The following is a 15,250-nucleotide window of genomic DNA, read 5'->3' as shown; positions in this document are numbered from 1 at the left end:
TTTTCGCTGTTGCGGATGCAAAACAGCTACGCACACATGCCGGATTTGCTCTATGAGCATGCCGCACCGCAGACAATAGGGTGATTTTCTTGACGAAGCGTATGCCGGCCCCGGCGGGCCTCTCCATCCATGCAAAAGGCCGCGAAAAGCTGAAGGGGCATCTCGCCATGCTGCTCTTTGCGGTGCTGATCGCCGGCTCCTTCTCCTTCGGGGGCCTTGCGGCGCGCTACATGGAGGCAGAGCCGCTGATGCTCTGGCGCTACATCCTGACCGTCGTCGTCATGGCGGCGCTCGCCTTCGGCGCCTTCAGGGTTCCGCTGACGCTGCCGAAGCAGGCCTGGCGCTTCCTGCTGCTCGGCGGGCTGATCGCCATCTACATGCTCACCATGTTCATGGCGCTGGAGTTCACCAGCCCCGTCGCCACCGGCGCGGTCTTCACGCTGATGCCGCTCCTGAGTGCAGGCTTCGCTTTGCCGGTGCTCGGCCAGAGGACGCGGCTCGGCGTACTCGCGGGTCTCCTCATCGCCGCGGCCGGCGCCGTGTGGGTGATTTTCCGGGGCAATATCGATGCCATCCTCGCCTTCGATGTCGGCACCGGCGAGATGATCTTCTTCGTCGGCGTCGTCTGCCATGCGCTCTACGTGCCACTGATCCGCCGCTTCGACCGGGGCGAATCGGCCGTCGGCTTTGGCTTCTGGGTAACGGTGGGCGCAACGCTCTGGTTGGTCCCGCCGGGTATCCGAAGCTTGATCGCAACGGATTTCTCCGCCCTGCCCGTCGCTGTCTACGCTGCCGTCACCTATCTGGCCGTCGTCACCACGGCCGGCACGTTCCTGCTCCTGCAATATGCCTCGATGCGTCTGCCGGCCTCCAAGCTGCTGGGCTACGGCTATCTGACGCCGAGCTTCATCATCCTGCTCGAAGGCATTCTGGGTCACGGCTGGGCGAGCCTGCCGGTCCTGGCCGGCGCCCTCGTCACCGCCTGCGGCCTGGCGCTGATGGCGCTTCTGCCGGACTGATCCGGCTCGGAACGGGCGTCAGACCGGCTCTTCGCTGACATTGAGACCGCCGATGAAGAGTTGTTCGAGGAAGCGCGCCGCATCCTCGAACCGGCCCTCGCCGGCCTGGTCCTGCCCGAGCACGGCGCGCACCTGCACGTCGAAGTCGGCATAGTGCTGGGTGGTCGACCAGATCGAGAAGATCAGGTGATACGGGTCGCATTTGGCGATCTTGCCCGCCTTCGCCCAGGTGCGGATGACTTCCGCCTTCTCGTCGACGAGCGACTTCAGCGGCCCCTTCAGTTCGTCCTCGATGTTCGGCGCGCCCTGCAGGATTTCATTGGCGAACAACCGGCTTTCGCGCGGAAAATCGCGCGCCATCTCCAGTTTGCGCCTGATGTAGCTGCGGATTTCCGACACCGGGTTGCCTTCCGCATCGAATTCGCGCAGCGGATCGAGCCAGGTATCGAGCACCCGGTTGATCAGCGCCCGGTGCATCGCCTCCTTGGTACGGAAATAGTAGAGCAGGTTCGGCTTCGACATGCCGGCCACCTCGGCGATCTGGTCGACGGTGGCACCGCGAAAGCCGTGCAGCGAGAAAACCTCCAGCGCCGCCTCGAGGATCTGCTCTTCCTTCGCCTCCTGGATGCGCGTGCGCCGCTGTGTCCTCGCCGCCCTTGGTAATGCCATCGTGCCCCCTCGGCCTTGCCCGTCGAACCGGAAAAGTGCCGCCAAATTCACCAGTTTAACCAGCCGCCATTTTCTTCGGCGCAGCCCAAGTTTTTGGTTTTTCGGCTTGAGTGCCGCAACGGAAGCTGTAATGTTTACCAACCGGTCAAATTATCAGCCAGTTATCACACAAAGGCAACTGCTGATCGGAAGGCGCAAAACAACAACGGCGCCGCCAGCCGGTGGGAACGAGAATGGGGCTGCAAAAGTCCGACGACATGGGAGCATAGACATGGCCGCACCCGGCGAGAACATGCGTGTCAACGCGGACCGCCTGTGGGATTCCCTCATGGACATGGCGAAGATCGGCCCCGGCATTGCCGGTGGCAACAATCGCCAGACACTGACCGACGCCGACGCCGAAGGCCGACGCCTGTTCCAGGCCTGGTGCGACGGCGCGGGCCTCACCATGGGCGTCGATACGATGGGCAACATGTTCATGACGCGCCCGGGCACCGATCCCGACGCCCTGCCCGTCTATGTCGGCTCGCATCTCGACACCCAGCCGACGGGCGGCAAATATGACGGTGTGCTCGGCGTGCTTGCCGGCCTTGAGGTCGTACGTTCGCTGAACGACCTCGGCATCCGCACGAAACACCCGATTGTCGTCACCAACTGGACGAACGAGGAAGGCGCCCGCTTTGCACCAGCCATGCTGGCGTCAGGCGTTTTTGCCGGCGTGCATACGCAGGATTATGCCTATGGTCGCAAGGACCCCGAGGGCAAGGTTTTCGGCGAGGAGTTGCAGCGCATCGGCTGGATCGGCGACGAAACGGTCGGCGCGCGCAAGATGCACGCCTATTTCGAATATCACATCGAGCAAGGCCCGATCCTGGAAGCGGAAGGCAAGGACATCGGCGTCGTCACCCACTGTCAGGGCTTGTGGTGGCTGGAATTCACGCTGACCGGCCGCGAGGCGCATACCGGCTCGACGCCGATGACGATGCGCGTCAATGCCGGCCTCGCCATGGCCCGCATCCTCGAAATGGTGCAGACCGTCGCCATGGAGAACCAGCCGGGCGCCGTCGGCGGCGTCGGCCAGGTGTTCTTCTCGCCCAATTCGCGCAACGTGCTGCCCGGCAAGGTCGTCTTCACCGTCGACATCCGCTCGCCGGACCAGAAGAAACTCGACGGCATGCGCGCTCGCATCGAGGCAGAGGCGCCGAAAATCTGCGCGGCGCTGGGCGTCGGCTGTTCCGTCGAGGCGGTTGGCCATTTCGACCCCGTCACCTTCGATCCGACCCTCGTCGCCACCGTGCGCAAGGCCGCCGAAGACCTCGGCTACAGCCACATGAACATCATCTCCGGCGCCGGCCATGACGCCTGCTGGGCGGCAAAAGTCGCGCCGGCCACGATGATCATGTGTCCCTGCGTCGGCGGCCTCTCGCACAACGAGGCGGAGGACATTTCCAAGGAATGGGCCGCCGCAGGCGCCGACGTGCTGCTCCATGCGGTGATCGAGACTGCGGAGATTGCGGAGTGAGCGGATGCTTCCGGCAGTGAACACCCCCTCATCCGACCCTTCGGGCCACCTTCTCCCCGCTGGGGAGAAGGGAAAACACGCTGCAACGACTACCAATGCTTCAGCGCCGCAAATGCTGACCTGGAGAGAAGAAGAAGACAGTTCCGCGCATATCCCCTTCTCCCCAGCGGGGAGAAGGTGGCCCGAAGGGTCGGATGAGGGGGCCATGCCGAACGCAAACGACACCACCAAACGACACCCGGGCAAAACCGGCCAGGCCCGGCGATTACGAAAAATCGAAACAGAAGAAGAGCGTCTTCTCTGGGGTGATCTTCGCGACCGTCGCTTCAACGGCTTCAAGTTCGCCCGGCAAATGCCCTTGGGCGCCTACATCGTCGACTTTCTCTGTCGCGACCAACACCTCATTGTCGAAATCGACGGCTTTCACCATGCCGCAAGACAATCAGACGACGCGCGGTCCTTTTGGCTGAATAGTCATGGCTATTCCCTTCTGCGCTTCTGGAATCACGAAGTCACCCAAGAGCGGCGTGCCGTCCTCGACACGATCCTTGCAGCTTTGACCGGCCAGATCACCGAACGCTGCCATGCTGCGCGTTTCTATCCGGCCAATCCTGAAAAAACGGGAGAATGATCATGAGCACAGTCATCAAGGGCGGAACCATTGTCACCGCCGACCTCACCTTCAAGGCGGACGTCAAGATCGAGGGCGGGAAGATCGTCGAGATCGGCCCTGATCTTTCCGGCGACGAGGTGCTGGATGCGGCGGGCTGTTATGTCATGCCGGGCGGCATCGATCCGCATGTGCATCTCGAAATGCCCTTCATGGGCACCTATTCGGCCGATGATTTCGAGAGCGGCACGCGCGCCGGGCTTGCCGGCGGCACGACCATGGTGGTCGATTTCTGCCTGCCCGATCCCGGCCAGTCGCTGCTCGATGCGCTGAAGCGCTGGGACAACAAGTCGACCCGCGCCAATTGCGACTATTCCTTCCATATGTCGGTGACCTGGTGGAGCGAACAGGTCTTTGACGAGATGAAGGCCGTGGTCGAGGAGAAGGGCATCAACACCTTCAAGCACTTCATGGCCTACAAGGGCGCGCTGATGGTGAACGACGACGAGATGTTCGCCTCGTTCCAGCGCTGCGCCGCGCTCGGCGCCCTGCCGCTCGTGCACGCGGAGAACGGCGATGTCGTCGCGGCGATGCAGGCGAAACTGATGGACGAGGGCAACAACGGGCCGGAAGGCCACGCCTATTCGCGCCCGCCGTCCGTCGAGGGCGAGGCGACGAACCGCGCCATCATCATCGCCGATATGGCGGGTGCGCCGCTCTATGTGGTGCACACCTCCTGCGAACAGGCACATGAAGCCATCCGCCGCGCCCGGCAGAACGGCATGCGCGTCTACGGCGAGCCGCTGATCCAGCACCTGACGCTCGACGAAACGGAATATTTCAACAAGGACTGGGACCACGCCGCACGCCGCGTCATGAGCCCGCCCTTCCGCAACAAGCAGCACCAGGATTCGCTCTGGGCCGGCCTTGCCGCGGGCTCCTTGCAGGTGGTGGCGACCGACCACTGCGCCTTTACCAGCGAACAGAAGCGCACCGGTTTCGGCGATTTCCGCAAGATCCCGAACGGCACCGGGGGGCTGGAGGACCGCATGCCGATGCTCTGGACGCATGGCGTCAACACCGGCCGGCTCACCATGAACGAGTTCGTCGCCGTCACCTCCACCAACATCGCGAAGATCCTCAACGTCTATCCGCGCAAGGGCGCCATCCTCGTCGGTGCGGATGCGGATATCGTCGTCTGGGATCCGAAGCGGTCTAAGACCATCTCGTCGAAGAACCAGCAGTCCTCGATCGACTACAACGTCTTCGAAGGCAAGGACGTCGTCGGCCTGCCACGCTTCACCCTGACGCGCGGCGTGGTCGCCATCGAGGAATCGACCGTCAAGACGCGCGAGGGCCACGGCCAGTTCGTCAAGCGCGAGCCCTTTGCCGCCGTCAACAAGGCGCTGTCGACCTGGAAGGAGATCACCGCGCCGCGCAAGGTCGAGCGCAGCGGCATTCCGGCGAGCGGCGTATGATCCGCAGCGGCCGCCTCACCCTTCTTCTCGGCATCGCACTCGCCGGTTCGGCGGGGGCGGCAGCCGATCTTGTCGATGGCAGCTATGGCAACCAGGAAGGCTGCCACTATGCCGAGACGGGAGAATCCTCCGGCGCCGATTTCTTCTTCCTGCTGAACAAGGAAGGCGTCACCACCGCGGCCTCCTTTTGCGAATTCAAGGGCGACAGGAAACAGGTTGACGGCGCGACGAAGATCGCCGCCGAGTGCCACGAGGAGGGATACGAGGAGACCACGCCGCACGAACTGACGCTGACACCCGAGAGCGGCGGCTACACCGTGAGCTTTCCGGACGGCACGCGCTGGGGGCCGCTGATGCGGTGCAAGACGTGAGGATTGGGCCGCGGCGATATACCCCCCTCTGTCCTGCCGGACATCTCCCCCTCAAGGAGGGAGATCGGCCCCGTGGCCTGATCCCCCGCCCTTTAAATCGCAACCAGCGCCTCGAGATGCGGCAGGAGCACCACGCTCTCCTGCTCGTGGGGATCTGTCCGGGCGATGACCGCCGAAGCCGGCTGGTCGGAAAGGTTTGCCGGCAGATGCGGCACGCCGGCGGGGATGTAGAACATCTCGCCCGCCCTGACGACGACATGGTTCTCCAGTCGCTCGCCGTACCAGGTGTGGGCCTCGCCGGAGAGCATGTAGATCGCCGTTTCGTGGCTCTCATGCATGTGCGCCTTCGCCCGTCCGCCCGGCGGAATCGTCAGGAGATGCATGCAGATGCCAGAGGCGCCGACCGTCTCCCGGGCAATCCCTTCGAAATAGCTGAACCCCTGTTTTCCGTCATACGTGCCGCCCGGGCGCACCACCCGGCATTCGGCCTTCGCGTCCACCGCCATCGTCTCCCCCGGCTCCAGCGTGAGAATTCCGTGCTCAAAGTGATACCGCAGACAATGCCGATTGCAATGCTGAGAATGGACATGCAGTCTGCCGCAACCCGCGCCGAAAGATGACCGCCATGTCCCATGCCACGCCTTCCAGCACCGTCGTCTCAGCAAAGGACCTCGGCCTGACCTTCCAGACCGCCGACGGCCCCGTGACGGCGCTGACCGGGGTAAACCTTGCCGTCGAGAAAGGCGATTTCGTCTCCTTCATCGGCCCTTCCGGCTGCGGCAAGACGACCTTCCTGCGCGTCATCGCAGATCTCGAGAAGCCGACATCAGGCAAGATCACCGTCAACGGCATGACGCCGGAAGAAGCCCGCAGGCGCCGCGCCTATGGCTACGTCTTCCAGGCCGCCGCGCTCTATCCCTGGCGCACGATCGAGAAGAACATCGCCCTGCCGCTGGAGATCATGGGCTACTCCAGGGCCGACCAGAAGGCCCGCATCGAGCGCACGCTCGATCTCGTCAACCTGTCGGGCTTCGGCAAGAAGTATCCCTGGCAGCTCTCCGGCGGCATGCAGCAGCGTGCCTCGATCGCCCGCGCGCTCGCCTTCGATGCCGACCTTCTCCTGATGGACGAACCGTTCGGTGCGCTCGACGAGATCGTGCGCGACCACCTCAACGAGCAGCTCCTGAAACTGTGGGCCGCCACCGAAAAGACGATCTGCTTCGTCACGCACTCGATCCCCGAGGCCGTCTACCTCTCGACGAAGATCGTCGTGATGAGCCCCCGCCCCGGCCGCGTCACCGACGTGATCGAATCGCCCCTGCCGAAGGAGCGTCCGCTCGGCATCCGCGAAACGCCGGAATTCCTCGAAATCGCCCACCGGGTGCGCGAGGGGCTGCGCGCCGGCCACAGCTACGAGGAGCACGCCTGATGAAGCTCTCCTTCGTGCTCTGGCTGTTCGGCGCGACCGCTGTCTTCATCACCGCAGCGACCGCTTCGCGCGCCTATATCGGCACCACGAACATCCTCTACCTGCTGTTCTCCCTGGCGCTCTACATCGTCGGCAACCTGATGATGCTGAAACTGATGCGCGAAGGCGGGCTTGGCATTGCCATTTCGCTCTCCGCCATTACCCAGTTGCTGCTGATCAATGTCATTGCCTTCCTGTTCTTCGGCGAACGGCTCAGCAGCACGCAGCTCGCCGGCGTCGGCCTCGGTATTCTGGCCATGGGGCTGATGCTGCTGCCCTCCCCGGCAAGGAGCTGAGCCATGGCGGAACCCGGTTTCCTGCGCGACCGCCTGCTGCCGATAAGCACCGTCGTGCTGGCACTCGTTGTGCTCTGGTATGTCTTCGTCGTCGTGTTGAACGCCCCCTTCGAGCGGGACACGGCGGCGCGGGCGGGAACCACCATCGGTTTCATGGAGCTCTTGCCCAAGACCATGATGCAGGAGCGGCCCGTGCTGCCGGCACCGCACCAGGTCTTCGCCGAACTCTGGGATACGACCGTCAACAAGGCCGTCACCTCCAAGCGAAGCCTCGTCTATCATTCCTGGATAACGCTTTCGGCGACACTGCTCGGCTTTGCCATGGGGGCCGTGCTCGGCATCCTGCTTGCCATCGCCATCGTGCACAACCGGGCGATGGACCGCTCGCTGATGCCCTGGGTCATCGCCAGCCAGACGATCCCCATTCTCGCCATCGCGCCGATGATCATCGTTGTCCTGAACGCAGTCGGCATTTCCGGCCTGATGCCGAAGGCGCTGATCTCGACCTACCTTTCCTTCTTCCCCATCGTCGTCGGAATGGTGAAGGGCCTGCGCAGTCCCGAGCAGATCCAGCTCGACCTGATGCACACCTACAATGCCTCTTCCGCACAAACCTTCTGGAAGCTGCGCTGGCCCGCCTCGATGCCCTATCTCTTCACCTCGCTGAAGGTGGCAATCGCCATCTCGCTCGTCGGCGCCATCGTCGGTGAACTGCCGACCGGCGCCGTCGCCGGCCTCGGCGCGCGCCTGCTTGCCGGCTCTTATTACGGCCAGACGGTACAGATCTGGGCGGCGCTGTTCATGGCCGCGGCGGTGGCGGCGCTGCTCGTCATCGTCGTGGGCTTTGCCCATGGCCTTGTCCTCAAGCGCATGGGGGCGCGGGCATGAACTATAGCGTCCTCATCGCCGCCATCGTCTTCTGGCTTGCCGCCTGGGCGTTCAACGAATGGCTCGTGCGCCAGAAGTTCACGAGCCCGGCCACCGACCAGGCGGCGCGCCTCGCCGTGCCGCTGGTCTTCGGCATCACCATCCTCGTCCTGTGGGAAGGCATCGTCAGGGGCTTCAACGTCCCCTCCGTCCTGTTGCCGCCGCCGAGCATGATCTGGGCGCGGCTCATCAGTTCCGTTCCGACCCTGTGGGCGGATTTCCGCCAGACGTTTCTCAAATCCGTGCTTGTCGGCTATGGGCTCGGCTGCGGCCTCGGCTTCCTCGTGGCGATCCTCATCGACCGCTCGCCTTTCCTTCAGAAAGGGCTCCTGCCGCTCGGCAACTTCGTCTCGGCGCTGCCCGTCATCGGCGTCGCGCCCATCATGGTCATGTGGTTCGGCTTCGACTGGCAGTCGAAGGTCGCCGTCGTCGTCATCATGACCTTCTTCCCCATGCTGGTGAACACCGTCTCGGGCCTTGCCGCGACGAGCCACATGGAGCGGGACCTGATGCGCACCTATGCCGCCGACTGGTTCCAGACCCTCGTCAAGCTGCGCCTTCCCGCCGCCTGGCCTTTCATCTTCAATGCGCTCAAGATCAATTCGACGCTCGCGCTGATCGGCGCGATCGTCGCCGAATTCTTCGGAACGCCCATCGTCGGCATGGGCTTCCGGATCTCCACGGAAGTGGGCCGCATGAATGTCGACATGGTCTGGGCCGAAATCGCGGTCGCCGCGGTGGCTGGCTCCGTCTTCTACGGGATCGTCGCGCTTATCGAGCGGACCGTCACGTTCTGGCATCCGTCTGTCCGCGGTGGACAGGCGTAAAATAAAGAAAAGAGGGAACTGACATGAAAACGAAGATCGCATCGCTCCTGCTGGCAAGCGCCTTCTCGCTTGCCGCGTTCCAGTCCGAGGCCGCCGACAAGGTGACTCTGCAGCTGAAATGGGTGACCCAGGCCCAGTTCGGCGGCTACTACGTCGCGAAAGACAAGGGGTTCTACGAAGAGGAAGGCCTTGATGTCGAGATCAAGCCGGGCGGCCCGGATATCGCGCCTGCCCAGGTGATCGCCGGCGGCGGCGCGGATGTCATCGTCGACTGGATGCCGTCTGCTCTCGCCACGCGCGAAAAGGGCGTGGCGCTCGTCAACATCGCCCAGCCCTTCAAGTCCTCGGGCATGATGCTCACCTGTCTGAAGGAATCCGGCGTCACCGGCCCAGAGAACTTCAAGGGCAAGACGCTCGGCGTCTGGTTCTTCGGCAACGAATATCCGTTCCTGTCCTGGATGAGCCACCTGAAGATTCCGACCGACGGCGGGCCGGATGGCGTTACCGTGCTGAAGCAGGGCTTCAACGTCGATCCGCTGATCCAGAAGCAGGCTGCCTGCATTTCCACCATGACCTACAACGAGTATGGCCAGGTGCTCGATGCCGGCATCAAGCCGGAGGACCTCATCACCTTCAAGTATGAGGATCAGGGCGTGGCAACGCTGGAAGACGGCCTCTACGTTCTGGAGGACAAGCTCAAGGACCCGGCCTTCAAGGAAAAGATGGTCAAGTTCGTGCGCGCCTCCATGAAGGGCTGGAAATATGCCGAGGAGCACCCGGACGAAGCCGCCGAGATCGTGCTTGAAAACGACTCGACCGGCGCACAGACCGAGGCACACCAGAAGCGCATGATGGGCGAAGTGGCCAAGCTGACGGCCGGCTCCAACGGCGCGCTCGACGAGGCGGACTACAAGCGCACCGTCGCTTCGCTGCTTGCCGGCGGCTCCGACCCGGTCATCTCCAAGGAACCGGAAGGCGCCTGGACGCACGAAGTGACCGACGAAGCGCTGAAGTAAACGATTTTTCTGCCGGATGCGCGACGTGCGGGGCCACAAGCCCCGCACGTTTCGTTTTTGGCACCAAGAAAAACATATGGAGCACCTGCGACAGCGCGCCGCGATTGCCATTGAAATGCCAAACGCATAAAATAATGAGGCACCATTTCGTTACCCCTTGTAAGGACAAGGTGCGCCGATTACATAGACCGCACAGCGGAGTGTGGAGGAGCTGGGGAGCCGCTCTGTGTCCGCCATATTTTTAGGGAATAGGGTCCGGCAAGAACCTCAAGAACAACGTCCGGACCGAGATCATAAAGTCATGCTTTTGGGAAAGTTCGGCCTATGGCTTCTGGACGCAGGAAAGTACTCTCTTTTTCCGTCGCGACATTCTTGACGGCAACGCCGCTTTTCGCCTTCGCCGCCGATCCGGCCGAGGGTGAAGCCGGCAAACAGCAGGCGCAAAACCTTCCGGCAATCGTCGTCACCGCCGCCGAAACGCGCCCCCTCACCGACCGCGTGCTCGCCACCGGCTCGGTCCAGGCGGTCGAGGATGTCTATGTCACGCCGCTCGTCGATGGCCTCTCCATCCGCACCCTTGCCGCCGATGTCGGCGATCGGGTCGAGGCCGACGGGACGCTCGCCACCCTGAACGACGATGCGCTGGTGCTGGAGAAGAGCCAGACCGAGGCGTCGCTCGCCAAGGCCAACGCCGCCCTCGCGCAGATCCACGCCCAGCTCGTCGAAGCCAAGGCCAATGCCGACGAAGCCGTGCGCGTTCGCGACCGGGCCCAGCGGCTCGTCAAGTCCGGCTCGCAGTCACAGGCAGCCGCCGACCAGGCCGTTGCCGCTGCGGATGCAGCGCTCGCCCGCGTCAATTCCGCAAAGCAGGCGATCGCCGTTTCCGAGGCGGACATCAAGGTCGCCCAGTCGCAGATCGACGACATCGACCTGAGGCTTGCCCGCACCGCGGTGAAATCGCCGGTCGCCGGTATCGTCTCGGCACGAACGGCCAAGATCGGCGCCATCGCCAGCGGCGCTGCCGCACCGCTCTTCACCGTCATCCGCGACGGCGAGATCGAGCTGAAGGCCGACGTTTCAGAGGACGGCGTCCTCAAGCTCGCGCCGGGCCAGAAAGCGACCGTCACGCTCGCGGGCGGCGCCGCGACGCTTACCGGCACGATCCGCCTCGTCGAACCGACACTCGACCCGGCAAGCCGCCTCGGCCGCGTCTTCATCCGCTTCGACGAGCCGGGCAAGGCCCGTGCCGGCATGTTCGCAAGCGCGGAAATCATCGTGGAGGAAAAGCAGGGCATCGTGCTGCCGCTTTCCGCCATCACCACAGCAGGCGGCAAGACGGTCGCCCGCAAGGTCGAGAACGGTGTGGTCAAGCTGGTACCGGTCGAAACCGGCATCCAGGACGGCCAGGGGATCGAGATCGTCAGCGGCCTTACGGCCGGCGACGAGGTCGTCGCCAAGGCCGGCGCCTATGTTCGTGACGGCGACCGGGTCAATCCGGTCCACGCCGAGCAGGCATCGGCCACCAAGTGAAGCAATGGCCCCGCCGCAGCGGGGCAGCTGCCGCCCAGGGCGGAGAATGCCGGGCTGGGGCGCCCGGTCGCATGGCGGGTGATCCGGAATGGGGCCGGATGCCTGGACGAGGTCCGGCAATGGCGCACCATTATTCTGCGTCCGGACCTGCACGGAATCATACGCAAACGTCTGGTCTCTTACCAAGGACTTTGGGGACATGAATTTTTCAGCTTGGTCCATTCGCAATCCGATTGCGCCGCTGCTCGGGTTTTTCCTGCTGATGTATGTCGGCATCCAATCCTTCTATGCCCTGCCGATCACCCGTTTTCCCAATATCGACGTTCCCCTGATCGCCATCACCGTCGAGCAGAGCGGCGCGGCCCCCGCCGAGCTGGAGGTTCAGGTCACCAAGGAGATCGAGGACGCGGTCGCCGGCATCGAAGGCGTCGACGACATCATGTCGACCGTCACCGACGGCAGCTCCGTCACATCCGTGCTCTTCGAGATCGAAAAGCCGACCAACCAGGCGCTTCAGGACGTCAAGGATGCGATCGACCGCATCCGCAGCGACCTGCCGGCCTCTGTGGAAGAGCCCGTCGTCACGAAGATCGACGTGGAAGGCCAGGCGATCCAGAGCTTTGCCGTCTCCTCGCCCAATATGACGCTCGAGGAGCTGTCCTGGTTCGTCGACGACAAGGTCAAGCGTGCCCTGCAGGGCCGGCCGGGCATCGGCAAGATCGATCGCTTCGGCGGCGCCGACCGCGAGGTGCGCATCGACCTCAATCCAGGCAAGCTCGATTCCTTCGGCATCTCGGCCGCCGACGTCAACCGGCAGATCCGCAGCATGAACGCCGATGTCGGCTCGGGCCGCGGCCAGGTCGCCGGCGCCGAGCAGGCGATCCGTACGCTCGGCGACGCCCGCTCCGTCGAAAAGCTCAACGGCACGATGATCGCGCTGCCGAACGGCCGTTTCGTGCGGCTTTCCGAACTCGGCACGGTCACCGACACCTATGAGGAGCCGCGCTCCTTCTCGCGCTTCAACGGCAATCCCGTCGTCACCTTCGCCGTGTTCCGCTCGAAAGGCGCCAGCGAAGTGACGGTCGCCGAATCCGTCGCCACCTCGCTCGACACGGTGCGCAAGCAATATCCCGACGTCTCGATCGACCTCGTCGATGATGCCGTCTACTTCACCTATGGCAATTATGAAGCGGCGCTGCACACGCTTCTGGAAGGCGCACTGCTTGCCGTCGCCGTCGTGCTGCTCTTCCTGCGCAACTGGCGGGCGACGCTGATCTCCGCCGTGGCGCTGCCGCTTTCGGCGATCCCCACCTTCTTCGTCATGGACATGCTCGGCTTCTCGCTGAACCTCGTCTCCTTCCTGGCGCTGACGCTGGCGACCGGCATCCTCGTTGACGACGCGATCGTGGAGATCGAGAACATCGCCCGGCATATCCGCATGGGCAAGACACCCTACCGGGCCGCGATCGAGGCCGCCGACGAAATCGGCCTTGCCGTCATCGCGACGACCTTCACCATCATCGCAGTCTTCGTGCCGGTCTCCTTCATGCCGGGCATTCCGGGCCAGTACTTCATCCAGTTCGGTCTGACGGTCGCGGTGGCCGTGTTCTTCTCCCTCGCGGTGGCGCGCCTCATAACGCCCGTCATGGCGGCCTATCTCATGCGCTCCGGCGATGCCGACGGCCATGGCGAGGAGAAGGAAGGCGTCTTCATGCGCTTCTACACTTGGGTCGTCAGCACGACGACGCGCAAGTGGTATGCCCGCTATGCGACGCTCCTTGCCGCCGTCGCCTTCCTTATCGCCTCCGTCATGCTGCTCTTCACCGTTCCCGGCAGCTTCCTGCCGCCGGAAGACGCTTCCCGCGTCGTTCTCTCTGTCGAACTGCCGCCGGATGCGATGCTCGACGATACCGACCGTACGACGACGCAGATCTATGAGAAGGTCAAGGACATCGATGGTGTGGAAAGCGTCTTCGTGCTCGGCGGTTCCTCGCCGAAGGGCGATCTCGAGCTGCGCCGCGCCTCGGTGACCGTCATCCTCGACAAGCTCGAGCACTCGCTCACCCACAAGCTGGTGAACGACGTGCTCGGCGGGATTCCGGTCATCGGGCCTTATCTGCCGAAGGTGGAGGCGAAGGGCCGCCTGCGTCCGCAATGGGATATCGAGCGGGAGATCTTCGCGGGCCTGCGCGACATTCCGGACGTGCGCATCATCAAGCTCAACGATCGCGGCGAACGCGACCTTGCCTTCAACCTTCTCTCCAACAACGAGGCGGACCTCAACAACACCGTCGCCGTGCTGGAATCGAAACTGCGCGCCGATCCGGTCCTGGCCAATATAAGCTCCGAAGGCTCGCTGCCGCGGCCGGAACTGCAGATCCGTCCGCGCGACGACCAGATGGCCCGCCTCGGCATCACGACGGCGCAGATCTCGGAAATCGTCCGCGTCGCCACCATCGGCGACATCGATTCCCAGCTCAGCAAGGTCTCGCTGGACGATCGCCTGATCCCCATCCGCGTGCAGGTCGACCGCGATTTCCGCGCCGACCTTTCGGCCATCCGCGACCTGAAGATCCAGACGGCGAGCGGCCAGATGGTACCGCTGTCGAGCGTCGCCGACATCGAATATTCGGAAGGTCCGAGCTCGGTGAAGCGGCACAACCGCAACCGCGTCGTCTCCATCGGATCCGACCTCAAGCCCGGCGTTGCGCTGGACACGGCCACCGCCCGCTTCAAGGAGATCGCGAACAGCATCGACATGCCGCCCACCGTGCAATTCGCCGAGAGCGGCGACGCCGAGATCCAGGGGGAAATGCAGCAGTCCTTCGCCAATGCGATGTTGCTCGGCCTGCTGCTCGTGCTGATGGTGCTGATCCTGCTCTTCAAGGACGTCATCCAACCCTTCACGATCCTCCTGTCGCTGCCGCTCGCCATCGGCGGCGTGGCCGCCGGCCTCATCTTGACGCAGAACGCGCTCTCCATGCCCGTCCTCATCGGCATCCTCATGCTGATGGGCATCGTGACGAAGAACGCCATCCTGCTCGTCGATTTCGCCATCGAGATGATGCATCACGGCATGGAGCGGGTGGAAGCCATGATCGAGGCCGGTCGCAAGCGCGCCCGCCCCATCGTCATGACCTCGATCGCCATGTCGGCCGGCATGCTGCCCTCGGCGCTCGGTGTCGGCGAAGGCGGCTCCTTCCGTTCGCCCATGGCGATCGCCGTCATCGGCGGCATCATCGTGTCGACCGTGCTCTCGCTCGTCGTCGTTCCGTCCTTCTTCCTCATCATGGACGATCTGTCCCGCCTGCTCGGCTGGATTTTTGGCCGCTTTGTCGGCAAGAAGGACGATGAACTGCTGGCCATGGAGCCGGAGGCGCTGACCCGCCTGGCGGACCAGACCAGCCGCGACGTCGCCGACCTCGAAAAGCGTATCGAGACGCTCGAGAAGAAAAATGGCGGGCGGAAGCCCTTCAGCGTGGTGCATCACTCGCCACTCGCCGCGGAATAACGGCAA

14 protein-coding genes are annotated in these 15,250 nt (G+C 63.7%); 12 read left to right on the top strand and 2 right to left on the bottom strand.

Annotation, left to right across the window (positions count from 1 at the left end):
* Positions 1–89: 89 nt before the first annotated feature.
* Positions 90–1,019: a DMT family transporter gene (locus tag EXZ48_RS02365; protein WP_245461891.1), complete on the top strand. Its 930-nt coding sequence runs from the start codon at positions 90–92 to the stop codon at positions 1,017–1,019.
* A gap of 18 nt (positions 1,020–1,037) precedes the next feature.
* Here EXZ48_RS02365 and EXZ48_RS02360 read toward each other — a convergent pair whose 3' ends face one another.
* The gene (locus tag EXZ48_RS02360; protein WP_023515508.1) at positions 1,038–1,688 is read right to left on the bottom strand and encodes a TetR family transcriptional regulator C-terminal domain-containing protein; all 651 of its coding nucleotides are present in this window, start codon (positions 1,686–1,688) and stop codon (positions 1,038–1,040) included.
* Between the two features lie 271 nt (positions 1,689–1,959).
* Between EXZ48_RS02360 and EXZ48_RS02355 the strand changes: the two genes are divergently transcribed.
* The 4 genes from EXZ48_RS02355 to EXZ48_RS02340 all read left to right on the top strand — a co-directional run bounded on the left by EXZ48_RS02355 (position 1,960) and on the right by EXZ48_RS02340 (position 5,669).
* Positions 1,960–3,210, top strand: a complete 1,251-nt coding sequence (locus EXZ48_RS02355; protein WP_130514173.1) for a Zn-dependent hydrolase — start codon at positions 1,960–1,962, stop codon at positions 3,208–3,210.
* 205 nt (positions 3,211–3,415) lie between these two features.
* Positions 3,416–3,841: an endonuclease domain-containing protein gene (locus EXZ48_RS02350; protein WP_245461890.1), complete on the top strand. Its 426-nt coding sequence runs from the start codon at positions 3,416–3,418 to the stop codon at positions 3,839–3,841.
* Positions 3,842–3,843: 2 nt separating this feature from the next.
* Positions 3,844–5,298, top strand: coding sequence for a dihydropyrimidinase (gene hydA, locus EXZ48_RS02345; RefSeq protein ID WP_130514171.1), 1,455 nt, complete (start codon positions 3,844–3,846; stop codon positions 5,296–5,298).
* Complete coding sequence (locus EXZ48_RS02340) at positions 5,295–5,669, top strand: hypothetical protein (RefSeq protein WP_130514170.1); 375 nt, start codon at positions 5,295–5,297, stop codon at positions 5,667–5,669. Before hydA ends, EXZ48_RS02340 begins: the two co-directional genes overlap by 4 nt.
* A gap of 92 nt (positions 5,670–5,761) precedes the next feature.
* Here the strand turns inward: EXZ48_RS02340 and EXZ48_RS02335 are convergent, their stop codons facing one another.
* A complete protein-coding gene (locus tag EXZ48_RS02335; protein ID WP_130514169.1) occupies positions 5,762–6,175 on the bottom strand; it encodes a cupin domain-containing protein in 414 nt (137 codons plus the stop codon).
* Positions 6,176–6,294: 119 nt separating this feature from the next.
* Between EXZ48_RS02335 and EXZ48_RS02330 the strand changes: the two genes are divergently transcribed.
* The 7 genes from EXZ48_RS02330 (at position 6,295) to EXZ48_RS02300 (ending at position 15,244) form a co-directional block, all read left to right on the top strand.
* Positions 6,295–7,098: an ABC transporter ATP-binding protein gene (locus EXZ48_RS02330; RefSeq protein ID WP_037407945.1), complete on the top strand. Its 804-nt coding sequence runs from the start codon at positions 6,295–6,297 to the stop codon at positions 7,096–7,098.
* Positions 7,098–7,433 carry a transporter gene (locus tag EXZ48_RS02325; RefSeq protein ID WP_023514108.1) on the top strand — a complete coding sequence of 112 codons (336 nt, stop codon included), beginning with the start codon at positions 7,098–7,100 and terminating at the stop codon, positions 7,431–7,433. The genes EXZ48_RS02330 and EXZ48_RS02325 overlap by 1 nt, the downstream gene beginning before the upstream one ends.
* A gap of 3 nt (positions 7,434–7,436) precedes the next feature.
* The gene (locus tag EXZ48_RS02320; RefSeq protein ID WP_130514168.1) at positions 7,437–8,321 is read left to right on the top strand and encodes an ABC transporter permease; all 885 of its coding nucleotides are present in this window, start codon (positions 7,437–7,439) and stop codon (positions 8,319–8,321) included.
* Entirely contained in the window at positions 8,318–9,187 is an 870-nt protein-coding gene (locus EXZ48_RS02315; RefSeq protein WP_130514167.1) for an ABC transporter permease, read from the top strand. The genes EXZ48_RS02320 and EXZ48_RS02315 overlap by 4 nt, the downstream gene beginning before the upstream one ends.
* A gap of 23 nt (positions 9,188–9,210) precedes the next feature.
* Complete coding sequence (locus EXZ48_RS02310) at positions 9,211–10,203, top strand: ABC transporter substrate-binding protein (protein ID WP_024270838.1); 993 nt, start codon at positions 9,211–9,213, stop codon at positions 10,201–10,203.
* A 324-nt stretch (positions 10,204–10,527) separates the two neighbouring features.
* Positions 10,528–11,733 carry an efflux RND transporter periplasmic adaptor subunit gene (locus EXZ48_RS02305; RefSeq protein WP_082342415.1) on the top strand — a complete coding sequence of 402 codons (1,206 nt, stop codon included), beginning with the start codon at positions 10,528–10,530 and terminating at the stop codon, positions 11,731–11,733.
* A gap of 199 nt (positions 11,734–11,932) precedes the next feature.
* Positions 11,933–15,244: an efflux RND transporter permease subunit gene (locus EXZ48_RS02300; protein ID WP_023515439.1), complete on the top strand. Its 3,312-nt coding sequence runs from the start codon at positions 11,933–11,935 to the stop codon at positions 15,242–15,244.
* Positions 15,245–15,250 lie beyond the last annotated feature (6 nt).

The organism is Shinella sp. JR1-6, assembly GCF_004284735.1.
Lineage (GTDB): Bacteria > Pseudomonadota > Alphaproteobacteria > Rhizobiales > Rhizobiaceae > Shinella.
This window is presented reverse-complemented; position numbering and strand designations above follow the sequence as displayed.